This window comes from Sphingomonas sp. S-NIH.Pt3_0716, assembly GCF_003950715.1.
GTDB classification, from domain to species: Bacteria; Pseudomonadota; Alphaproteobacteria; order Sphingomonadales; family Sphingomonadaceae; genus Sphingobium; species Sphingobium yanoikuyae_A.
In genome coordinates this window covers 227,857-250,629 of the sequence record NZ_QLJK01000003.1, presented here as the reverse complement: position 1 = coordinate 250,629, position 22,773 = coordinate 227,857, and the positions used below count along the sequence as shown (strand labels likewise).

The following is a 22,773-nucleotide window of genomic DNA, read 5'->3' as shown; positions in this document are numbered from 1 at the left end:
GGTTCGAGGGATTGGAGGCGCGGCTGTCGGAGCGGCGGAACTGCTGGAAGCCCGCGACATCGGCCAGCACGCTCTCGATCCGACCCGACGCCGCATCCTCAAGCCGATCCCGGTCGATCACCACAGAGCCATAAGCCGGCGTCCCAGGCGGCAGGGCGAGGCCCGTGCCCGTCACCACGATCGAGGCGGCCTCATCCGCCGTCACATCGGGCGCCTGGGCAGCTGCGACGCCGGGCAGCGCGCACAGCATCAACGGCAGCGGCAGGATTTTCATGAAGCGCGTCCCCTTGGTCCGATTTTGCATCGGGGACTAGGAAGTCGCGCCCGCCACTGTCAAGCCGCGACCACCGGCAGCACTGCCATCACCAATATCGCGCAGATACATGCACACCATGGCCAAAGGCGGCATGATTCGACGATTCGCCATGGGCCGATCCGCAGCCGCGTTCGCCCCGGCGCCACCCGCCAATTTAATCACACCGCCAAAACCCCCGGAAAACGGGGGATTTTTTCCTTTTCCAAAAAGTTTTTCATTTTTCTGCAATTCAGCCCTTGCCGACTTTGGAAACCACTGCTAGTTCGCCGCCACCCGCCGAGAGGGACACACTCTCCCGGCCGCCAAGAGCGGGCGTAGCTCAGGGGTAGAGCACAACCTTGCCAAGGTTGGGGTCGAGGGTTCGAATCCCTTCGCCCGCTCCAGAATTCCTAAGAAAATCAATGGTGTATGAGGAATGCGCTCGGCGCCGGACGCATCGGATTTGCACGGGCTACAACCGGGCTACAACGCTGAATGCCAAAATTGGCGTTCCATAGCGTCTCCTGCCGCACGGGATTTCGCCTTGAGGGGGAAAGTCTTCCCCTACCGTTGAGCCTCGCTTCGCGAATCTCAACGGACCCCTTCGAACGGGGCTGCGCCCCGTAGCGCCCCCTTTGAGAGTGAGAGTGCGGCCGACCGGCCGTGACGGGTTGAGCGTCACGAGAGAGGCTCGGGACCGATCCGTCGCGGAGAAGCGCGATGGCACATGCACGCACCACCAGATCCGCGGGCGAGCGGACCAAACTCTACGAACAGATCACCAGCCGGATCATCGCCGAACTCGAAGCTGGCTGCGTCCCCTGGGTCCAGCCGTGGGGTTCGTCGGCCGCCAGTATCGGCATGCCGTACAATGCCGTCAGCGACCGGCGATACAGTGGGATTAATGTTCTCACCCTCTGGGACGCCATCGTCTCGCGCGGCTTTGCCTCCCATGCCTTCCTGACCTTCCGGCAGGCAGCTTCGAACCAAGACTTCAGCCTTTCGAAACGAAGGAACGCGAGGCAGAATTGCGTGATGCCTGCTACTAAGGTGAAATCCGTCCCAATCAGAGCTATCAGGGGATGCTCGGGCTGCTCGAAATGAAGAAGGAATGGCCTGACCCCTGAAAAGAGCAGCCGCGACGATTGCCGCTGCACAGGAGGTGAAGATGCCGAAGAATCGCATGACCTTCCACGACCCGCGCGATGAACTGCCGCCGGTCACGATCGAGATCCTCAAGGGCGATGTGCTGCGGTTCACGCAGATCGATCGCGACGGCCGCACTAATGTCGTCACCTTCTCCGATCGCTTCGGCGTCCGGCGCGGCGTGTTCGATACGGCACTGGAGCTCGCGCCTTCGCCTACAGCGGCAACCTGAGCTGGTTCAAGTCGGGCGGGGACGACCCCTCCAGCTTTTCGATGATCGTCGCGGCCAGCGTGTCGGCGGCGCGCTTGCGCATCCGTTCGTCCGGCATCGTCAGCCCGACCCGCGCCCAGCCGGGCGCGGCCAGCAGGATCGCGGACAGCTCATCTCGTTCGATTCATCAAATCTGAACATAAGAACAAATAGCGAACTTCGTGGCAAGCCGCTTGCGGCGAATGGTGCTGGCCATCTCGACAAGGCCGCATGGCCTGCCTGCGGCAGGCCCAGAGAGGAAGAGGGAAGCCTGGGGGCTTCGTGACGGGCTGGGAGCCGGGAGAGAGTCTCGCGGCGGCCCGTCATGGAGAAAACCCATGGCCAAAGCGCCCCAGAAGATCACCCTCAGCGGCTCGCGCGACATTCCGTTCGACCGCCTGTGTCTGTCCCAGTCCAATGTCCGCCGGGTGAAGGCCGGCGTGTCGATCGGCGAACTGGCCGACGACATCGTCCGTCGCACCCTGCTCCAGAGCCTCAATGTCCGGCCCATCCTCGATGAGGCGGGCCAGGAAACCGGCGATTTCGAGGTGCCGGCCGGTGGCCGGCGGTTCCGCGCGCTCAAACTGCTGGTGAAGCAGAAGCGCCTCGCAAAGAATGCGCCCATCCCCTGTGTGGTCAGGATCGCCGACGACGGCGTGCTGGCCGAGGAGGACAGCTATGCGGAAAACATCTTCCGCGAACCGCTCCATCCGCTCGATCAGTTTCGGGCAATGCAGGCGATGGTCGACAAGGGCGAAGGGATCGAATCGATCGCCGCGCATTTCCTCGTCACCCCGGCGGTCGCGAACCAGCGCCTCCGCCTCGCCAAGGTCTCGCCGAAGCTGCACGCCGTCTATGCCGAGGACGGCATGACGCTCGAGCAACTCATGGCCTTCTCGGTCTCCGACGATCACGCGCGGCAGGAGCAGGTCTGGGAGCTGCTCGCCCACAGCTACAACAAGTCGGGCGCCTATATCCGGCAGAAGCTGACCGAGGACACGATCCGGGTCGCCGACCGGCGGGTGCGGTTCATCGGCGTGGACGCCTATGTCGCGGCGGGCGGTCATGTGCTGCGCGACCTGTTCGAGGAGGATGAGGGCGGCTGGCTCACCGATCCGGCGCTGCTTGACCGGCTGGTCAGCGAGAAGCTCCAGGCGCAAGGCGAGGTAATCGGCGCCGAAGGCTGGAAATGGGTGGCGACCGCGGTCGACCTGCCCTGGGGTGTGACCGACGGCATACGCGAGATCGAGGGCATGCCCGTGGACCGGACGCCGCAGGAAGACGCCCGCCTTGCCGAACTGGAAGCCGAGGCGGAGGCGCTGGAGGAACAGTGGTCGGACGAGCCCCACGTGCCCGACGAGGTGCATGAGCGCCTAGCGGCGATCGATGCCGAGATCGGCGCGCTGGTCGAACGGCCTCTGACCTTCGCAGCTGAGGACATGGCGCGGGCCGGCGTGTTCGTGTCGATCGAATCCGACGGCTCACTCTGCATTGAGCGCGGTTATGTCCTGCCAGAGGATGAGCCGGTGGTCGAAGCCGTGTCCGGCGGCAACGAAACCGATGCGCCCGTCGTGGGCGGCGATTCGGGTGGCGAGGACAGTGACGACACGAGCGATCCTGCTGTCTCCAATGTCGTGTCCATCAACACGGCACCGTCCGGGGACGAGGATGAGGATGGCGAAATCCTCAAGCCTCTGCCCGACCGGCTGGTTGCTGAACTCACCGCCTGGCGCACACTCGCCCTTCAGGATGCCCTTGCGCAGGAACCGTCCACGGCCTTCGCGGCGGTGCTTCATGCGTTCGTGCTCAGCACCTTCTATAGCTACAGTCGGGAGTCCTGTCTCGAGGTGTCGCTCAACAAAGTGTCGTTCGGGTTCGCCCCGTCCGGGCTGCGCGGCAGTGCCCCGGCCAGGGCGATCGAAGAGCGCCACAAGCGCTGGGCCGATCGGCTGCCCGACGACGACAAGGATCTGTGGGACGCGCTGCTCGCGTTCGACGGAGCCGAGCAGGCGGCGCTGTTCGCGCATTGCGCTTCGCAAGTCCTGAATGCTCAAGCGGAGGTCGTGCCCAAATATGACAATGGCCGCATCTCGAAGCACAGCATCGAGCGGCGCATCGCACACAGCCACGTTGTCGCCCGCGCGGTCGGGCTCGATCTGATCGGCGCCGGCTGGCGTCCGACGGTCGAGGGCTATTTCCGTAACGTGACCAAGCCGCGCATCCTCACCGATGTCGCCGAAGCCAAGGGTGCGAAGTTCGCGGAGATGATCGACCATCTCAAGAAGGGCGATATGGCGAACGAGGCCGAGCGGCTGCTGGAGGATTCCGGTTGGCTCCCCGAGCCGATGCGGACGCCGGAACCGCTCGATGCGCCCGCTGCCGATCCGGTTCCTGGCGAGGAGGAGACGGCTGCTCTGCCCGCGTTTCTCGACGACGAGGAGCAGCCGGTCGATGCCGGCAATGATGGCGGCGAGGACGTCGCGGCGGCGGCCTAGCCCCCGAATAGGGCGGGTTCGCTCGCCCCGTTCACACCACCTTCCATCCTTCGAGCCCGGCGCACCCGCGTCAGGCTTTTCGCATTTTAAGGAGACTGACGATGCAGACTTCCCGGATCGACACCGCGACACCCGATGAACTGGCTCCGGTCCTGCTCAGCGCGCTTCAGCGGCTCGGGCAACTCGGCCGCGAGGGCGCCTTGGCGCTGGCCCATCTGGTCGACGACGATGACGCCGATTTTGACGAGGCGTCGGAATAGATCGAGGACATCGCCGTCGGCGGGCTTCGGGAATGATCCGCCGACAGCGGTCCACCGCTTACCCCCAATCCCTGAAAGCCCGGTCATCGCGCCGGGCTTTCGCCTTTCAAGAGTTCCGCAATGACGGATGCAACACGGTCCCGGCACGCCATCGACATGGCGGCGACCATGGAACGATATGCCGCGTGGGAAGCCGCGGCGGCACAACTCGTTCCCGACAACAAGCAGCGCCTGTTCGCGCATCTCGCCTCGGCGACATCACGCGTGTTGTCGTCATCTTCGACGGTGAAGGCGACAGCGGCCAGATCGAGGATATTCAGGTTTATATCGGCGACGAGCAGGGCCTCGCTGCCCGCAGGCAAGGTAAACAGCCTCGACCTGCCCTATGGCGAAGCAGAGCCGGTTCTGCGCTAGCACAGCACCGAAGTGGCGCTCGAAACGCTCGCTTACGACCTTCTGCGCGAGAAACATGAAGGTTGGGAGAATTCGGACGGGACCAATGTCGATGCGTCCAGCAGAGCTTTGGCCGCCCCGATTTCGATGGTCGGGGTAATTCGTGAGCCGCTGACATTCCGGACGTTCCGTGATCGCGTGAGGATGTCTGAAGCGGGCGTTCATTCAGGTCGAAACTGCCGGCGCTGTCAGCAGAACGACGCGCCCGAATCTAGGGTCAGATCAGAACCAGCTTGGTATTAGATCCACCTCAATTGGTACTTTTGATAACAGAGGAGCTGTTGTGCGTATCGCCTCATGGCTATCCCGAGGTTTCCGCCCAGGTGCCAGTGACCACGTTATGTGCAATATTGCCCCATCTGGACGGATTGTCTCCCCATCAATGGTTAAGAGAAGGGCTTCCACGCCATCAAGATTGTCGATCTTGCCAAAGATGACCCCTTTCCGGGGAGGCGGCAATCGGGTCCCACGTGAGCACCCAAGCGCCAGTGTGCAATGCGGCACCTCCAGGGGAGCATGTCTCGGTGGATATGTTGTTTTAAGAATTTGAAGATCATCCTCGGGAATGATCCAGCCCATCGCCGACATTTTGACCCTTCTTTAATCGAGTTCAACGACATGTGCTCCAAGGCACAGTCGGGTCCAATTCAGTAATACTTGACGTGAGAGTCTGCGCAGAACGAACAGCTCATAACGGTTTGGTCTTCCTCGCATTCACTCCTGTTGCTACTCACGGTGCATGCAAGGGGGCAAAAATCGAAATGGCTGATGACGTAATGGGCCCGACCGTCACGGGGGATGATCTTGATTCTGAGCTGCGTCAGCGCAAAAGCAAGGACATCTTCCACACAGTTACCGGTTCAACACGCAAGCTGATTGCCGAAAAAGTCGCCCTTGAAGAGCAAGACGGGTGGCGCGTTGTAAAGAAGAACAAGAAATCGACTAGGCTTGCAAAGGCCAAGCCGGCTCACGAGCAGCTAGAAGATGAAGTTTGGTGCCTCCTCGCTCAAATGGGCTTCAAAGAGCTGAACAAAGGCAGGCTCTTCACGATTGCAGTCGAGGACGGCCTGAACCCTCGACAGATCGATGTCTTCGCCAAGGACGACGAGACGGTCATCATTGTTGAATGCCGGCAGAAAGCAAATGTTGGCCGCAAGCCGATGGCGGACCTTATCGAGAAGATCCGCGCGCTGCGCGAGGCTGCGCAAAAAAGCATCAAGCTGCATTACGGAAGCCAGAAAAAGTTGAAGGTCAAATTTGCGATTGCTACCAGAAACATCATCTGGGGCGATGCAGACTTGGAAAAGTGCAAAGAGTATCAGATCGCAGTCATCTCGGATCAGCTTCTGGATTACTACAAACAGCTGACACAGCACCTCAAGATGGCCGCGCGCTTCCAGTTCCTCGCGCACATGTTCGAGGGGCAGCGGGTCGATGGGCTCGCGCAGACCGTTGTCGCGACCCGGGGCAAGATGGGGGGAAGGCCGTTCTACACTTTCCTTATCCGGCCCGAGGAACTGATGAAGATCGCCTACGTCGGCCACAAGGGCAGCCGCGACATCGAAAACCTCGAAACCTATCAGCGAATGCTCCAGTCGGACCGCTTGAAGGGAATTGCGAAGTACATCAATGAGGGCGGCAAATTCCCCACGAATATCGTCGTGAACCTCAAGCTCCCCGGCAAAAAGGAACCACAGTTCGACAAGAAGGAGACCGTTGGCGAGGAGATCCTCGGCTTCTTGCATCTGCCAGCCATCTACGCCTCGGCATGGGTAATAGATGGGCAGCACCGTCTCTATGGCTATGCCTATGCGCGTGAAAACGGAGGCTTCAAAAGCGACGAAACGGTTCTGCCTGTGCTGGCCTACGTCAACCTTCCCGCCGATGAGGAAATGGACCTGTTCATCGACATCAACAGCAAGCAGGTGAAGGTGAAAACCGGGTTGCTGGTCGAGCTTTATTCGGACCTGCACTGGAAGTCCGATGATGTCGAAGAGGCCTTTCAGGCCCTGCTGTCGCGGATCGCGTACCGGCTGAACAAGGACAAGGCGTCTCCCCTCTTCGATCGCATGGTCGTCTCGGGCACCAGGAAGACGAATGTCCGGTGCCTTACGCAGACGTCGATTCGAGACGGGTTGAAGGTTGCCAGGCTGATCGGCAGCCCCCTCAAAGGCATGATCGTGCCCGGTCCTCTCTCCACGGGAGATCCGCTCAACTACGATGCCAACCTCAAGAAGAGCCTATCTGTTCTGACCGAATGTCTCGCGCTTTTCGCAAACACATTGCCGAACCAATGGGCAGCTGGAGACAGCCCTACTGGCTATGTCTGCACCAACAACGGTCTGCGCGCCCTGTTCCTGGTGATCCAGGATGTCGCAGAACACGTCCGTCAAACTTCGGGCATCGACCTATCGCTGCTCAATGCGGATGAGACTTTCAAGGAACTGGAGCCGTATCTCGCCGCCCTGGCAGATCAACTGGCATCGGTAGCGCCGAACGATATCCAGGCGTTTCGCAAGATCGGTTCCTCACTCACAGCTGTGAAGCAGCAGTCGTTTGGAATGGAAGCCTACATTCAGGCGAAACTACCCGATTTCCGCCCGCTGGGCCTCCAGGAATATCTGGCTTCGCGCGATGCAGCTGGCGCTGACGCGGCTGCGGCGAAGGTTACCCAAATCCACAAGAAGCTATTCAACTATGTCATCGACACCCTGAAAGATCACTTTGGCCGCGATCACAAGGCGTGGTGGACGCAAGGCGTACCGCTCACCATTCGCCTTTCCTGTACCCAGGAATGGGAAAAGAAGAATCGTGAAGGCGACGAGGAGTCACACCTATACCTCATCAACTACCAGGATATCGCCGTCGCCAACTGGGATTTGTTCCGGGACACCCTGTCCTTGGGGTACAAGGATCCGGACAACAAGAAAGAGAGCACCAAGTGGATCAAGGTGCTCAACGATATCCGCCAATATACGGCTCACCCAGAGAAGGGCCTGCTCAGCAAGGAGCAGGTCTCATTCGTGAATGATGTCTACGAAAAGGTCGAACAGCACATCCCAGCGGGTTAACTCCTCCCCCAAAAATCAATGCGGGAGGTGTCTCAGAAGCCAACGGCGCGCTACGCCAGTTTTGCTAGGATTCGATCGACAAGCGCCTTCGCGGCCGAGCGATTGGCTGCGCACTCGTAAATAAGGCTGAACATTTCCTCGTAATGCGCCTTGCGCTCAGGAGCCATCCGCTCGAGCGGCGAACTTGATGGCGTTGAACGTGTCACTGCTTCGAGCCGCGATTTCACTTCTTCAATCGCAGCGCGCTCACGTCCTTCACCATCCAGCAAGTTGTCAGGAGCGGCAAGCTTCTCCATCTTCACGACGGTCATGTCGACAGCAAGCGCAACGTGTTCGCAGGCGTTCGGCGCGAGACTGCCTTGTTCGAGTATGGCAATGTTTTCGAGCGCAGCTTGGTGGGCAAGTTCGAAATCCCGGATGCGCTTGCGTTCCCGCGAACTAGTGCGGCATCGCACGGCGACCTCCCGGCCGAGCGGAGCCAGGTGGTTCTTCAAGTTTGCCAGATGCACGTTCCGCTCAAAATCGTCGCGCCGACCGTTCGGGACGATCCGCGGATCGAAGATATGAACCTCACCGACGGTCCAGGCGTTAAAGCGCGTTTCGGGGAAGATATCTTCGAACAAGTTGGAATCGCCGACCTGAATGTCTCCGACCCGAGCGCGCAGTCCGCGCACATTTGTAGACGCGTGAATGGCCCCTTCGTAGTCGTGATGGGCAACCCAAGCGAGCGCAGCGACACCGCCGTCAACGCTCGGAACTTCGATGAACCTGCATTCCCGAAGGCAAAGTGGTCTCCCCGCGTCGACGGGCATTACATCTGCGAACGGTCGGGTCAACGGTGCTTCCCCATTGACGGTAATGGCCAAGCGGCGAATTTCGCTGAGGCTGCCAAGCTGCGCATCGACGTCAGCCGCCAAAGTAAACTGCGGTGCCATCGGTACAGGCGCAACTTGCGCGAGGTAATCACTCACCGCAGCCGGAGACAGCAATCGATCATCGCCAATCCGAGGAACGCCAGTCAGGGTGACCTCAAAAAAGTGCTCTTCGGCCGGAACCTCGGATGTCTCTTCGACCGCGGTGATAGCTCCGACAATTTCGGGCAACTCTCGTCGGTCATCGAAGTCCCTCAACACCGACCGCAGAGCGCGGCAGTCCCAGGTCAAAGCATGGGCATGTGTCTCACCTGCAGCAGATGCGCAAAACGTGAGTTCACGGGCATAGGCTAGGCCCGACAACCGGCCCACTCCGCGGAAGCCTCTCGCGCCGGTGCCACGTTTGCTGCTTGCCCCGATGGCTGTCAGGATGGCCTGAAAAGCGTCTGCTGTGATGCCAACCCCGTTGTCACGGATGGTTATTGTTCTCGTCGTTGGATCTATTGTGATGGCGATAGCGCCTTCATCCGCGCGCAGAAGTCCTGCCGCGCGGGCGTCATCGATCGCATCAGCCGCGTTCTGCACGTACTCCCGGTAAATAGTGAGCGGATCGACGTACATCGCAGTCGAGAGCAACTCGAGAACGTCCTTGCCAATCACAGGCCGGCTTGCGCCGATGTTCGTAACTTCAGAGAGATTCACGCCAGATGCCTTTGCTTACACTCAGCCGATTGCGGGGCATCGACATCATCATCGTATTCCAACGCCGCATCCTCGACCCGCTCATCATCGGGTACCAAGGCTTCCGGCTCGACGGGCTTTTGACGCTGCCAGATCGTCATCATCTCCGCTTTAGGACGGAGGACATAGTACCGCAGGATAGAGCGCAGCCCATCGTCATCGACCTCATCGACTAGCGATGGGAAGAAGCGCGGGTCGACCGAGGATAAAATGTGCTTCAGTTCGTCACGTCGGCTTGGCGAAAGGCGAGTGAATTCCGCGCGGAAGGAATCGTATTCTCCTCGCCCGTCCAGACGCTGAAACCAGTCGCGATTGAAGATCATGTCTTGTGGAAGCAGCAGAATTTCTTGAAATTCCTCGAATGTGTCGCCAAATGCTCGGCGGAAAAACTCAGGTGCGCCGCTGACTACACCGTGCGTGGCCTGAAGGATCAGCTGCATCGAGCGCAGCTCGTAACGGGTCCAGTTCTCACCGATATGCCCACGATCGGGACGCATGGTGGGTTGGAATCGCATGGGGAAGGACCAGATTCGAACTCCAAGCTCCTCGTTCAACGTGACGTTGAGGCGCATGCGCTCGAACAAATCGGCAGGGGTGTCATGGAAATTGTAGAGCATGTAGTTCGACAGCTCGTTGAGCCCGAATTCATGCGCATAACGGACTGCCTGCTCGTAGGGTTTGCGCACGCCAAGGTGATCGAACGCAATCCGCAAGGGCTTGAGGCAAATTGATGAAAGTTCGCGCAGGTACATCTTGTCCTTGCACAGGATGCGGGCATCGACACCTTGGTTGAAGTCGACGCGCCGCTGCACGGGTACTCTTGAGCCAGGCCGCTGCAATTTTGCCCCAGGAACAAAGCCGAGGTCGCGAATTTCTGCGATCACTTCCTTGAAGCGAGCGCTCGCGACCACGTTGTTGTCCATCAGGATGAGGTCCTTCTTAGGACCATACATGTCATCAATTGCGCGGACGAGGTCGGTCAGCGATTCAACGTCGCGCTGCATGCCCTCGAGCTTCGGCACGCCGCAAAACTGGCATTTGCGGATGCAGCCACGCGAGGTGTAGGCGAAGTAGGCGTCGCGAACTGGATATGCATATCCGATCTGCGAAAGGATGCTGTAGTCGGGAACCAGGTCCTCGATCGGTTTGCCGTAAAGGTCTTCGGAATAGAGTTCCTCGGCGAAATCATCGAGCTGAAGCGAGATTGCGGGGGCTTTGTCGAGCAATCCTTTGATGAACCGGACCCCGTGCCAGCGCCGTTCCTCGATGAACCGGTCGTGCATGAGTGAGGCCGCAATCCCACCGACGAATACCTTGTCGGGTTGGCCGTTTGCCACCTTGAGGGCATAGTCGATGGTCGCCGCTATCCGCGGGTACTCGAACGAGAACAGCGTTGTTACGTAAATCCGGTCCCATGCCTTGTTGAAGGCTGAGGGATCTTCACCCTTCACGAACGTGACGTTGTCGTTCTTGCCCTGCGGCCCGTGATATTGGGCGATCTTCATCAGCCCTAGGGGAGGATACTTGTTCTTGTATCCCGGTTCGATGAGCAAAATGCTTTTGCCGGCCATTACGCGACTGCCTTGATGTGCAGGCGGGCGCGGACAGCCCGAAGTTGTGCAACCGCAGCCGCGACGCCACTTTCACCGCCCAGTCCCTTCATAGGACCATCAGAAGACCAGTCTGTCTCCGCTGCGAGATCGGAGAGGCGAGCCACAAAGAGCTCACGCGTGAGGGCACCGCCGCTCTCAAGCCAAATGTCCGCAGCGATCTCCATCAGGCTGTACACTCCCACTCCTTTGGCGATCAACGAACCTCGGGGTCGCGACCAGTCCGAATGCATGGCAACCGAGACAGCCACCCAGAAGTCCAGAACCGTCCTCGCCGCTTCTTCAACGGTGCGCTCCTTCAGAATGCCGGAATGGTTGAGAAATCTACGCACAGCCTTTTGCAGTGTGCGCAGGGAGGCCTTTCGTGACATTCCCGAAATCTTGTTGCCGCCGACGTCGAGCTGTCCACACCAGGGCGAGGCTGGATCGTTCGAAAGGCAAAGTGCGATGAACAGTTCTGGCCGGTCATTTGCGAGGTCTTCGCACAGACGGGCATCGTGAAAATCGAGCAGACTGCGGCTCAGACCCTTGGCCTTCCGATTGATAATGGTGAAGACCGCCATCTCTTCCTGAACGGTCAGGTTGATGTAGCACATGAAGGGCAGCTCGATATCCAGGTCGGCAAGGTGACCGAGTCGGTGCTGGCAGTCGACCTGAGTCATGACACGACCGGCAGTCGGGTCGAATTCCAGGCGGGCCATGCCATGCCCATCCTCGATCAAACGCCAGGCGCCATCGTCACGCGGCCTGAGATTGAAAGTGAGGGGAATTGTCGTGCTGCCCGGCTCGCGGATGTATCGACGGAAATCGAGACTGTGGCCTGAGTTGAAGCGGCGCTGGTAGCCTTGTCCGGTTCCCTCATCGAGGACGTCCGCCCTGCTGATCCGATGCAACAGCGCCGCTGGCGCAAAACCAAGCAGAACCGGCCTCTGCGCCGACTGCCCGATCTGGCAAACCAAACTTTCCATCCGCATTTCGCCTTCCTGCGATGCCGAATCTGCATCGCTGTAATGCGGATAGCTAGACGATTGCCGTTTGTCGATCGAGAACTTTCTGGTGTCAGGAGCGCCGAATTCGAAGGAACGGAAGGCGAACTCGCTCAATCATCGAGGTAATCGGCCAGCAGATCACGCACCTCGGCAAGGCATTCCGGCGACAGTTGTTCCTCCAGAATTGTCATAATTTCCTTCGTGAGCGCATCGCGGGCGTCAGTTTCCACCTTCTCGCGGTCGAGTTCGGTCGCGGCTTCACCGACATGGCGGAGGGCCTCGAGCTTCATGTCGGCAAATTCTGTGCCGATGGCTGCGAGGGCTGCACTCGTCGAAAGGTCCGCGGCTTCGGACGCCTTCGCGACCTTGCGCTGCTTGGTCGAAATCGCTCGGGTCAGGGCAACGGTCTTGTCAACGTTGTTGAACTTCGCCTTTTTGAGCTTGCGGAACTCCTCCCGCAATTTTTTCAGGCTCTCCCTTTGTGCATCCAGCGAGAGCTGACCGGCGGTCGAGACGGCATAGGCTTCGCTCCCAAGCGACTTGGCGACGACCCCGAGCTCCTTGCGCACGCCGCGCCAAGCCAAGTCTTCCTCGAAACCGTCGCGCCGGGCGTTCGGAACGAGCGCAGTAGGCTTCACGAAGATTTCGCCGAGGAAATAGTCCTGGAAGCGGATCTGCGATTTCGCCACATCGCGAAAGATGTCGCGAAACAGTTCGGCACCGTCGATCTGGATATTACGTACGCGCACCCGCAAACCCCGAACCTTAGCATCGGTATAGGCGCCCGACTCACTCTTCTTACCGATCCACGCCCACCATCGGCCAGTCGGTGATGTGCGGATGTCGCAGTCCGTGAGCTCGATCTCGCCTTCATCGAACTCGTAAGTCGAGCCATACACCTTGCGTACATCGACGGACTTTCCAGCGCCGGTCACGGTCACTCCGACTTCGTCGATCGGGATGTCGTTGTCGTGCGCGGCGGCGGCGAGTTGCGCACGGTAGGGGAAGTCGTCGGGATAGGGGACCGGTGCCACTTGGCTGATGAAGTCGCGCATCGCCTTTGGTGAAGTACACTCGGCGGGCGCATCCCGCAGTCCCTCGATTCTGACTTCGAAGAAGTGCGCATCCTTCCTTGAATGTGGTTCCTGGTAGGGGCGCACGTACGAACTCATCAGTTCGCTTGCCGATGCCGAACTCCCTTTGGCAGGCGACATTGCGCTGCGCATTCCCTTTGCGTCGAACACGACGATTGTCTGCTGGCGCTCCCCTTTCGCCTTGGTGACGAAAGTGAGCTTGTCGCAAAACACGATTCCGGCGAGCCGTCCGATCCCTCGGAATCCGGCATTGCGGGCGTGGTTCTTGGAGGATGCCCCGACGCGGGTCAGGGTAGCTATCGCGCTTTTTGCAGGGAGCCCGGCGCCATCATCGCGAATGGTCAGGCTTTTCTTGTCCGCCGCCATGGTAATCGCAATCGTGCCGGCGCCTGCCGCAAGCACGCCACTATCACGCGCGCGCTGGATCGAATCGAACCCGTTCTGAATGTACTCCCGAATGGCGTTGCGGGCCTCGCCGTACATGCCAACGGTCAGAGTTTCGAGGATAAAACCACCGAAGTACGGCGTGAAGCTAAGCGGCGTCGGTTCGGGTGGGGTCGCCATCACAGTGCCTCCTTGTTGTGGAAGACGTGGGCGGGTGGTCGGAACCCTATCGTCTCGGTCAATGCATATTCAGTCCTCTCGTCGCCGTTGGCGTTCAAGAGATCAGGCGGAATGACGAACAACGCTGCGGCCATTTGCAGGATCTTGCCGCCTGTGGCGGTGGTTCCCTCGCATAGGTCGCGCAGCCGTAGCTGAGGATTCTCCTGCGCAGCTGTCAGAATTTCTAAGCCGCCGAGCTTGAGGCTGCGCAACTCGTCAGCTTCCATTGTCTCGGGTTCGGTCTCGAAACGGCACTCGAGCGTATCCATTCCCGGAATAAACAGCGGCTGTCGCTCGTTCCCGCCGAGGCGATGAGCAATTACCTTAATGGCTGCATCTGAAGAAGGGTGAGCCAGCCTTGCCTGAATTTGCGTCGCGGCGGGACTCGAAGGCGGGATGCGGCTATCGCCTGTCCCGCGTGCGAGATACATTGATGCCAACAGACCGAGGTATAACGCACCGGCGGTACCTGCCGGCAGTTCGTCGAGCAGGCCGACGAGATCGACCATCGGATCAATCAGCCCAGCCTCGCCATCGATCGCCCGGTCATGAAGGCCGCGCGTTAAGGCCGTGAGTGCGACGTGGTCCATTCCGGCGAAGGTCTCGGCGGTCGCCAGTGCATCAAAGGACTCGTTGCCTGCTACGTCCGTTTTGACGCGGGCGATGATTGCCTCGCCGCGCGCGTCAGCCCCTGCACGGCTTGCCAGCAAGGCCTTCGTCAAGGCTACGCGGGTGTCCTTGACCGCGGGGTCGTCAGCAAATCGCAGCCCATTTTCAGCAGCACGCTCTGCAGCAGCAGCTGACGCTTCGACCCCGGCAGCCGCATCTACAGCGCGCCTACGTTCAACCGCCTCCTCCCGACGTTCGGCCTCGGATTGCTCAGACGCAGGGTCGGGGACGATGGCCACGTCGGCGAATGCGTTCACACGGTCGGGATCAAGTCCGGCAAGCAATGCGGCAAGGTACTGACTGTCCACGAGCGTGGCGTCATCGACGCCAGCAAGTTTTGCCTCAAGGGCAAGCATTGGGTGGATGCGTGGAACGGGGCGCCAGGACTTCTTAAGTGCCAGCATCTCTTGGTCAAAAGCGGAACTCCCTGTGCCGCCCATGCGCCAGTCGTTCTTGCGGTCATTGGTGAGTACGACGATGGCTCTGGCGCCCCTCGACTTAGCGTCCGCCAAAGCCTCCTTCCAAAAAATGAGGTCCCCATATCGGTTCGCTCCAGCCATTCCGGCCTCATCGGGGTCATCGTCTACGTCTCCCTTCTTGTTACGATCCTGGTAGCCGGGCGGAATTCGTCCTTCATACCGAGCCGCGCCCTGTTCTGCGATTGACGGCAGGCCTTCGAACAATGTGCTGACCGGCAGCACTCGTTCATTGATATATTCAATGATCTGCTCGGCGTGTGAGGGGTAAGTTTTCTTCCACTCTCGCGCGGCTGCTACGAGGCGCAAGAGCGAGTTGACTGCAGTGCGTGTAGAGGTGCGCAAACCATCCCAGCCTTCAGCGGCCGGTAGAGCAGGGTCATCAAGGAACGGCCTGAAGTAGCCAAATGCGCTGCCTGCAAGCTGAGCAACTTCGGTCGACTTCTTGGTGAGTTCATCAACGATTGTTCCCGCAACATGGTGGCGGAGATACTCATGCGCGCTCCATGTCGGCACGTGGGCTCGGTCGGCAATATCCTCCCGCAACCAATTGAGAAGCTGACCGCGCGCTGCGGGACCGATCTTCGTGGCCCACATGAGGAACGAGGTGTCTATGTAGACGTGCGTTCCCTCAGCGAGAAGCATAGCGCCAAGACGCGCCTTGTAGTCCGCTGCCGATTCCACCTGCGTGGGGATGAACAGTCTGGACGGCACGGTCGCGCCCGCGCGAGCGTCATCTGCTGGTTGCTGTGTTCCCCTCATCATATGAGTGTGGCCGCCGAAGGGTGCTGGCGCAAGTATTTGCAACTTTTGAATTCAGATTCGGGACGGATGCCGATATACACCTTGAATCTGAACGACCGACCTAATTTCGCATTGCATTGCCAAAACCGGATATTCCGGATCGTCCGTAATTGCCGACACATCGGCCTGGTCTGATCTTGCGAAGGCATCTAAAAGATCGGCGTCGAACAATTTCCGGTAAAAGTCAGAGGGAAGGCCGAGACGAGGGAACCCGGCCGGGCTTAGAGAGAGCGTCCGCCGGGGGGCACCCTTTCCGCTCTCCTGGAGGCCTCACCTCATGACCCAACTTCTGTCCGACGCGGCGCTGGGCGCCGCGCCGCTCACTGCCGCATGCCCATCCGCTGGCCGAGCCGGCGCCCTGCTGGCGGCAGCCGCTAGCCTCTTGCCTATGCTCGAGGCAGGGCGCTCCATCGATGCAGCGCAGCTCCGCACTGCGATGAACGACGCCTGTGGCGGCAGCGATGCCGAAGGAGCCTGGGACTGGAAAACCGCCTACGACGCCTGCGAGGTGGCGGAGATACTGTTCCTGCGCCGCTATGGTCCGGCGATCGTCGGCCGTGCCCCCATGAGCGCGCTGGCGCTGATCGAACGCGTCGCGGCGCTGATGCCGACGCATACCCGCCGGTCCGAGACCAGCCAGGCGATGCAACAGTTCTCGACCCCGCCGGGCCTGGCTTTCATTGCGAGCATGGCCGCCGCGATTCATTCCGCCGATCATGTGCTCGAACCCTCAGCCGGCACGGGCATGCTCGCCGTCCATACCCTGCTGGCGCGCGCCGGCCTCACGCTCAACGAACTGGCTGAAACCCGCGCCGAGCTGCTGAGGCTGTTGTTCCCGGAGATTGCCGTGTCGGCCCATGATGCCGCGTCGATCGACGACTGGCTGCCCGCCAGCATCCGTCCGACCGTGGTGCTGATGAATCCGCCCTTTTCGGCGGTCGCGAACGTCGATCACACGATGCGCGACGCGGTCTTGCGTCATATCCACTCCGCTCTTGCCCGCCTCGAACCGGGCGGCCGCCTAGTCGCAATCACGGGCGCAAGCTGCGCACCCGCCTCGTCCGACTGGCGCGGGCCGTTCACCCGCCTGCAGGAACAGGCGCGCGTCGTCTTCACCGCCGCGATCAGCGGGAAGGTCTATGCCAGGCACGGCACGACCATCGAGACACGGCTGACCGTCATCGACAAGCTGCCCGCCGAAGATCCCGGCAAATTCGTCGAGAGCGCTGGCAAGGCGCCCGATACCGCAGCCCTGCTGCAATGGGTGCACGGCCAGGTGCCGCCACGCGCGCCCATCACGCCTTCGCCGATTGCCGCGCTGCCGGTGAGCGCCACCGCCCTGCCAGCGCGCCAGAAGACGCGGGCCGTGTCCACGACCGTCACACCATCGGTTCCAGACACCCCGGCGGTCGAACTCGCTTATGAGACGGTGGACTGGACGCCGCCCGCCGAGCGTCTGGACGAGAGCATCTACGAGTCCTATGCGCTCCAATCGCTGCGGATCGATGGCGGGCAGCCGCATCCCACGCCGCTGGTCCAGTCGGCGGCGATGTCCTCGGTTGCGCCGCCCAAACCCTCCTATCGACCGCATCTGCCGCCACAGTTGGTGACGCTCGGCGTCCTGTCCGACGCCCAGCTGGAATCCGTCATCTATGCCGGCGAAGCCCATGCGGGGTATCTGTCCGGCGCATGGAAGGTCGATGAGACGTTCGACACGATCACGGCTGCGGCGGAGGATGCGGACGATGCAGTTCGGTTCCGCCGGGGTTGGTTCCTCGGTGATGGCACGGGTGCTGGCAAGGGGCGACAGGTCGCGGCGATCATCCTCGATAACTGGCTCAAGGGCCGCCGCCGCGCGCTGTGGCTGTCGGTCTCCGATCGGCTGCTCGAAGATGCCCAGCGCGACTGGTCGGCGCTCGGACAGGAACGGCTGCTGGTGACGCCGCTCTCCCGCTTCCGTCAGGGCAGCGACATTCGCCTTGAGGAGGGCGTGCTGTTCACCACCTATGCGACGCTCCGCTCACAGGAACGCGACGGCAAGAAGTCGCGCGTCGACCAGATCGTCGAATGGCTGGGCGCCGATTTCGACGGGGTGATCGTGTTCGATGAAGCCCATGCCATGGCGAACGCGGCCGGCGGCAAGGGGGAGCGCGGCGATGTCGCACCTTCGCAGCAGGGCCGTGCTGGCCTCCGCCTCCAGCATGCGCTGCCCAACGCCCGCATCGTCTATGTCTCGGCGACCGGCGCGACCACCGTGCAGAACCTGGCTTATGCGCAGCGCCTGGGTCTGTGGGGCGGGGATGACTTCCCCTTCGCGACCCGGGGCGAGTTCGTCTCCGCGATCGAGAATGGCGGGGTCGCGGCGATGGAAGTGCTCGCCCGCGATCTCAAGGCGCTCGGCCTCTATGCGGCGCGCTCGCTGTCGTTCGATGGCGTCGAATATGAGATGCTGGAGCACAGGCTGACCGGCGAGCAGGTGCGCATCTATGACGGCTATGCCTCGGCTTTCGAGGTGATCCACAATAATCTCGACGCCGCGCTGGAAGCCGCCGGCATCACCAGCGCCTCCCATGGCACGCTGAACCGTCAGGCCAAGGCGCAGGCCAAGTCCGCCTATCAGGGAATGCTCCAGCGCTTCTTCAACCATCTCATCACCAGCATGCAGACCCCTGCGGTGATCGCCAGCATCGCGCGCGATCTGGAGGCGGGCCATGCCGCGGTGGTGCAGATCGTCTCGACCGGCGAGGCCATGCATGAGCGCCGGCTCGCCGAAATCCCGGCGGATGAATGGAACGACGTCTCGGTGGATATCACGCCGAGGGACGGCGTTCTCTCCTACCTCCAGCACAGCTTCCCGGTGCAGCTCTACGAGCCGTTCACCGATGGCGACGGCAATCTCTCGTCGCGGCCGGTCCATGACGAGAATGGCGTGCCCGTGGTCAATCGCGAGGCGGTCCGCCGCCGCGATGCGATGATCGAGCGGCTCGCAGCCTTGCCGCCGGTGCCGGGCGCGCTCGACCAGATCGTCCAGCATTTCGGGACCGATATGGTCGCCGAAGTGACGGGCCGCTCGCGCCGCGTGGTGCCGAAGCAGAATGACGACGGATCTGTGCGCTTCGCGGTCGAGAACCGTCCGGCCTCAGCCGCGATGCATGAGACCGATGCCTTCCAGCAGGACCGAAAACAGATCCTCGTCTTCTCGGAAGCGGGCGGCACCGGGCGTTCCTATCATGCCGACCTTGGCGCGATGAACCAGCGGCGGCGCATCCATTATCTGCTCGAAGCGGGATGGAAAGCCGATGCCGCGATCCAGGGGTTCGGGCGCACTAATCGCACCAACCAGAAGCAGCCCCCACTGTTCCGGCCGGTCTCGACCGATGTGAAGGCGCAGAAGCGCTTCATCTCGACCATCGCCCGGCGTCTGGATTCGCTGGGCGCGATCACGCGCGGCCAGCGTCAGACCGGCGGGCAGAATATGTTTCGGGCCGAAGACAATCTGGAGAGTTGGTATGCCCGTGATGCGCTGCGCCAGCTCTATGTGCTGCTCTCGCGCGGCAAGGTCGAGGGCTGCTCGCTCGACCGCTTCGAAGCGGCGACGGGTCTGTCGCTGCTCGACAGCGACGGCGGCTTGCGCGACGAACTGCCCGGCATCAACATCTTCCTCAACCGTATGCTCGCGCTCGCGGTTGACATGCAGAATCTGCTGTTCGAGGCGTTCGAGGGGCTGCTCACCTCGCGGATCGAACAGGCGCAGGCGTCGGGCAGCTATGAGGTGGGGCTGGAAACGCTGCAGGCCGAAAGCTTCCGCGTCATCGGGCGCGCGCCGATCTACACGCATCCGGGCACCGGTGCGCAGACCGCCTTGCTGACCATCGAGCGCAGGAACCGGCTCAAGCCACTCTCGCTCGCCGATGCGCTGGCGCAAGCCGACGATCGCGGAGCCAAGCTGCTGGTGAATGCGAAGACCAGCCGGGCTGCCGTCCAGCGCCGGGCGCGCAGCGTCACCGATGATGATGGTTCGATCCATCCGCGCGTTCGGCTCATCTGGCCGCTGACAGAATCCGTCATGGCGGCCGAGATGTTGGCTGCAAGTCAGTGGGAGGAGGTTGACCGGGCGACGTTCAGTGCGGCCTGGCTAGCCGAGCTTGCTAGGCTGCCGAGCCACGAGACCTCGACCCTGCATATGGTCTCGGGGCTGTTGCTCCCGATCTGGAAGCTGCTGCCCAACGAATCGACCCGCGTCTATCGCCTCCAGAGTGACGATGGCGAGCGCGTCATCGGCCGCCGCGTGTCGCCCGCCTGGGCCGCCACCGTCACTAACGACAATGACGGTCCGGTGCGCTTCTCGGGCGAGGAAGCGCTGGCGATGCTGATGTCCGGCGAAGCGTCGCTCATGCTGGCGCAGAACCAGAAGCTCCAGCGGGTGCGCGCAATGCACGACTGGCGGATCGAACTCACCGGCTTCAACGATCTGGGTGTCGAGCGCCTGAAGGCGATGGGGTTGATCTCCGAGATCGTCTCGTGGAAGCTAAGGCTCTATGTGCCGACAGGGGCTGTCGGCGCCGATGTGCTGGACCGTCTGTTCGACCGGTTTCCGATCGAACGGGTGTCGGCGCGTCGGGCCGCCTGAGGAGCCCCATGATGCCCGCCACGCCAGCAAACAGCCCCGCCAGCCAGATTGCAGACCGCCTCGCCGATAACGCCGAAGCGGTCTGCCGGCATTTCCTGTCCCAGGGCCGCAAGGAGGGTCGCTACTGGCTAGTGGGCGATGTCTACAACACACCCGGCCGCAGCCTCTATGTCCGCCTCGCCGCATCCCCCGACGGGCGCGGAGCGGCGGGCAAATGGACCGACGCGCAATCGGGCGATCATGGCGATCTGCTCGACATCATCGCCGTTGCCCGCAATTGCCGGACCCTGCGCGAGACGCTCAATGAGGCGCGGCGCTTTCTCAGCTTGCCGATGCCGCCACCGGGGGAGGAGCGTCCCCAGCAGCGAACGAAAGTGCCGACCGGAACGCCGGAGGCGGCGCGGCGATTGAACGCGGCCGCGAAGCCGATCGCGAACAGTCTGGTGCGGACCTATCTCGCGTCCCGGCAGATCACCGACCTTGCCGGCTGCGAGGCGCTGCGGTTTCATCCCCATTGCTGGTATCGGGCGTCGGACGAGGACGATCCCGATGTCCGCCCCACATGGCCGGCGATGATCGCGGCGGTCACCGATCCGGGTGGCAGCGTCACCGGCGTGCATCGCACCTGGCTGGCGCTCGATGGCAAAGATAAGGCGCCCGTCGCGTATCCCCGCCGCGCCATGGGACATCTGCTCGGGAACGGGGTTCGGTTCGGGCGAAGTGGTCCCGTCATGATGGCGGGCGAAGGCATCGAGACCATGTTGTCGCTGCGGCAGGTCATGCCCGCGATGCCGGCGATTGCGGGGCTCTCGGCTGCCCATCTCGCCGCCATCCTGTTCCCGGCGGGCCTCAGGCGCCTCTATGTCGCGCGCGACGATGATCCGGCGGGCGCGGGCGCGCTGAAGACGTTGACCGCCCGTGCGATCCTCGCGGGGATCGAACTCATACCGTTCGAACCGAGGCTGGGGGACTTCAACGACGATCTGCGGGCCTTCGGGCGGGAGCGACTGGCAGCGGGCCTGCGGGCCCAACTCGTGGCTGCGGATGCCGGGCAATTCCTGAAACAGGGGTGATCGACGGGGACGGCACCAGACCCCGGTCACGCGCGCTCACCATCCATTCCGGTCCTGTCAGGGACGCCGCACACTCGGCCTTCGTTAGAGGGCGACTGCGGCAAACGGTTCGGGACGGCAATGGCGTTCCAGCGGCTATTTTCCGCCGGGGCTGAGCCCCTTTGCATCGCGAAGCAAAATAGCCGCGGCCTGCCATCCTCCGCTTTGCTTCGGCCGCCGCCCTTGCGGGCGCGGTTCTGTCCCGCACCGTCCGCCGCTTCTCGTCGCCACGAAGGCCGCGAGAGGCGCGGCTGTCAGACGACGGAGATGAGAAGATGGCGAGCGATCATGACGAGACCAAGGCCCAGCCCGGCTCCACCGCCTATCTGCTTCAGGAAATGCAGCTCTACGGCCATCGACCATTCGAGGATGAACCCGATCATCGGCCCTTGCCGGAGACACGCATCGCCGGCGGCGCGGTCGCCGATATGTTCGACGCCCTGGTCTCCTGCCTGATCGACACGCGGATCGAGCCCGACCTTGAGGATCTCGCCTGGGGCATCGTCAATGTCTTCCACCGCGCCGGTGAGCGCATCGAACGCGAACTCGACGACAATGAGCAGGCGCAGAAACGCATGCAGCGCGAGCAGGACGGCAGCGAAGTCAAGTCGGTCGAGCTGGAACGCACGATCGCCGAAGGCATCACGATGCTCGAGCGCCGCGACACTATGGAGTTCTTCCGCGACGCGGCCGCCGACCAGTTCCGCATCCACATCCGCAAGCCCTGGCTTCCCCGTTCCGGGGCGATGGTCAATCATAAGGCGCTGACCTCGGCCGTGCTCGACAGCCGCAAGCATGTCGACCGGCGCGAGTATCAGAAGCAGCGGCTGCTCGATCCCGATGGCGTTCGCATCGCCTTCACCGGCGGCGCCGACTGCAATGACCATCAGCGCATCTATGCCGTGCTGGACAAGGTCCTACAGCAGCTTCCGGACATGATCCTGATGCATGGTGGCACGCCGACCGGTGCCGAGCGCATCGCCGCCTGCTGGGCACGCGATCGCAAGGTGCCGCAGGATCCTTACCGGCCCGACTGGAACCGGCACAAGAAGGCCGCGCCGTTCAAGCGCAATGACGCCATGCTCGAAGCCTGCCCCAAGGGCGTGATCGTGTTCCCTGGCACCGGGATCCAGGACAATCTGGCCGACAAGGCTCGGAAGATGGGCATCCGCATCTGGGACTTCCGCAAGCGCAGCGGCTGAC

General features: G+C 61.8%; 17 protein-coding genes, 1 tRNA gene and 1 pseudogene. 11 read left to right on the top strand and 8 right to left on the bottom strand.

The features are described 5' to 3' along the window. Both BRX37_RS03875 and BRX37_RS03870 read right to left on the bottom strand, forming a co-directional pair. Positions 1 to 274 (bottom strand): annotated as a pseudogene (locus tag BRX37_RS03875) (TonB-dependent receptor); the annotation flags it as partial. Positions 275 to 310: 36 nt separating this feature from the next. Further along, positions 311 to 544, bottom strand: coding sequence for a hypothetical protein (locus BRX37_RS03870; RefSeq protein WP_125985591.1), 234 nt, complete (start codon positions 542 to 544; stop codon positions 311 to 313). 80 nt (positions 545 to 624) lie between these two features. On the opposite strand from BRX37_RS03870, the gene BRX37_RS03865 reads away from it, so the two are divergent. From BRX37_RS03865 to BRX37_RS03855, 3 genes are all read left to right on the top strand, one after another. Continuing rightward, positions 625 to 699 (top strand) — tRNA-Gly (locus BRX37_RS03865). A gap of 316 nt (positions 700 to 1,015) precedes the next feature. Continuing rightward, entirely contained in the window at positions 1,016 to 1,399 is a 384-nt protein-coding gene (locus tag BRX37_RS03860) for an ArdC-like ssDNA-binding domain-containing protein (RefSeq protein WP_125985590.1), read from the top strand. Positions 1,400 to 1,463: 64 nt separating this feature from the next. Beyond that, entirely contained in the window at positions 1,464 to 1,673 is a 210-nt protein-coding gene (locus tag BRX37_RS03855; protein ID WP_125985589.1) for a hypothetical protein, read from the top strand. Here BRX37_RS03855 and BRX37_RS27220 read toward each other — a convergent pair. Continuing rightward, on the bottom strand, positions 1,657 to 1,776 hold the full coding sequence (locus BRX37_RS27220; RefSeq protein WP_318276594.1) for a DUF6771 family protein: 120 nt from the start codon (positions 1,774 to 1,776) through the stop codon (positions 1,657 to 1,659). The two genes, BRX37_RS03855 and BRX37_RS27220, sit on opposite strands and share 17 nt — an antisense overlap. A gap of 253 nt (positions 1,777 to 2,029) precedes the next feature. Between BRX37_RS27220 and BRX37_RS03845 the strand changes: the two genes are divergently transcribed. The 5 genes from BRX37_RS03845 to BRX37_RS03830 all read left to right on the top strand — a co-directional run bounded on the left by BRX37_RS03845 (position 2,030) and on the right by BRX37_RS03830 (position 7,970). Continuing rightward, a complete protein-coding gene (locus tag BRX37_RS03845; protein ID WP_125985588.1) occupies positions 2,030 to 4,186 on the top strand; it encodes a ParB/RepB/Spo0J family partition protein in 2,157 nt (718 codons plus the stop codon). Positions 4,187 to 4,287: 101 nt separating this feature from the next. Further along, a complete protein-coding gene (locus BRX37_RS26610) occupies positions 4,288 to 4,446 on the top strand; it encodes a hypothetical protein (RefSeq protein WP_164522404.1) in 159 nt (52 codons plus the stop codon). 32 nt (positions 4,447 to 4,478) lie between these two features. Further along, positions 4,479 to 4,919 (top strand): DUF6878 family protein, encoded by a 441-nt coding sequence (locus tag BRX37_RS27585; RefSeq protein ID WP_486056106.1) that lies wholly within the window; start codon positions 4,479 to 4,481, stop codon positions 4,917 to 4,919. Further along, entirely contained in the window at positions 4,873 to 5,142 is a 270-nt protein-coding gene (locus BRX37_RS27580; RefSeq protein ID WP_486056104.1) for a DUF6878 family protein, read from the top strand. Before BRX37_RS27585 ends, BRX37_RS27580 begins: the two co-directional genes overlap by 47 nt. A 518-nt stretch (positions 5,143 to 5,660) precedes the next feature. Next, entirely contained in the window at positions 5,661 to 7,970 is a 2,310-nt protein-coding gene (locus BRX37_RS03830; protein ID WP_125985585.1) for a DGQHR domain-containing protein, read from the top strand. A gap of 50 nt (positions 7,971 to 8,020) precedes the next feature. Here the strand turns inward: BRX37_RS03830 and BRX37_RS03825 are convergent, their stop codons facing one another. Genes BRX37_RS03825 through BRX37_RS03805 form a run of 5 tightly spaced genes read right to left on the bottom strand, consistent with a single transcriptional unit; the run spans position 8,021 to position 15,669 of the window. Continuing rightward, entirely contained in the window at positions 8,021 to 9,544 is a 1,524-nt protein-coding gene (locus tag BRX37_RS03825; RefSeq protein ID WP_125985584.1) for an ATP-binding protein, read from the bottom strand. Continuing rightward, complete coding sequence (locus BRX37_RS03820; RefSeq protein WP_125985583.1) at positions 9,541 to 11,154, bottom strand: radical SAM protein; 1,614 nt, start codon at positions 11,152 to 11,154, stop codon at positions 9,541 to 9,543. The genes BRX37_RS03825 and BRX37_RS03820 overlap by 4 nt, the downstream gene beginning before the upstream one ends. Continuing rightward, positions 11,154 to 12,296 (bottom strand): DGQHR domain-containing protein, encoded by a 1,143-nt coding sequence (locus BRX37_RS03815; protein ID WP_318276592.1) that lies wholly within the window; start codon positions 12,294 to 12,296, stop codon positions 11,154 to 11,156. The genes BRX37_RS03820 and BRX37_RS03815 overlap by 1 nt, the downstream gene beginning before the upstream one ends. Continuing rightward, a complete protein-coding gene (locus BRX37_RS03810; protein WP_125985582.1) occupies positions 12,293 to 13,840 on the bottom strand; it encodes an ATP-binding protein in 1,548 nt (515 codons plus the stop codon). The genes BRX37_RS03815 and BRX37_RS03810 overlap by 4 nt, the downstream gene beginning before the upstream one ends. Continuing rightward, entirely contained in the window at positions 13,840 to 15,669 is a 1,830-nt protein-coding gene (locus BRX37_RS03805; protein WP_125985581.1) for a PIN-like domain-containing protein, read from the bottom strand. Before BRX37_RS03805 ends, BRX37_RS03810 begins: the two co-directional genes overlap by 1 nt. A 436-nt stretch (positions 15,670 to 16,105) precedes the next feature. Here BRX37_RS03805 and BRX37_RS03800 point away from each other — a divergent pair, with 436 nt between their 5' ends. From BRX37_RS03800 to BRX37_RS03790, 3 genes are all read left to right on the top strand, one after another. Beyond that, positions 16,106 to 20,458 (top strand): strawberry notch family protein, encoded by a 4,353-nt coding sequence (locus BRX37_RS03800; protein ID WP_125985580.1) that lies wholly within the window; start codon positions 16,106 to 16,108, stop codon positions 20,456 to 20,458. A gap of 8 nt (positions 20,459 to 20,466) precedes the next feature. Then, positions 20,467 to 21,531: a DUF7146 domain-containing protein gene (locus BRX37_RS03795; RefSeq protein WP_318276591.1), complete on the top strand. Its 1,065-nt coding sequence runs from the start codon at positions 20,467 to 20,469 to the stop codon at positions 21,529 to 21,531. 314 nt (positions 21,532 to 21,845) lie between these two features. Beyond that, complete coding sequence (locus BRX37_RS03790) at positions 21,846 to 22,772, top strand: DUF2493 domain-containing protein (protein ID WP_125985579.1); 927 nt, start codon at positions 21,846 to 21,848, stop codon at positions 22,770 to 22,772. The last annotated feature ends 1 nt before the right edge of the window (position 22,773 follow it).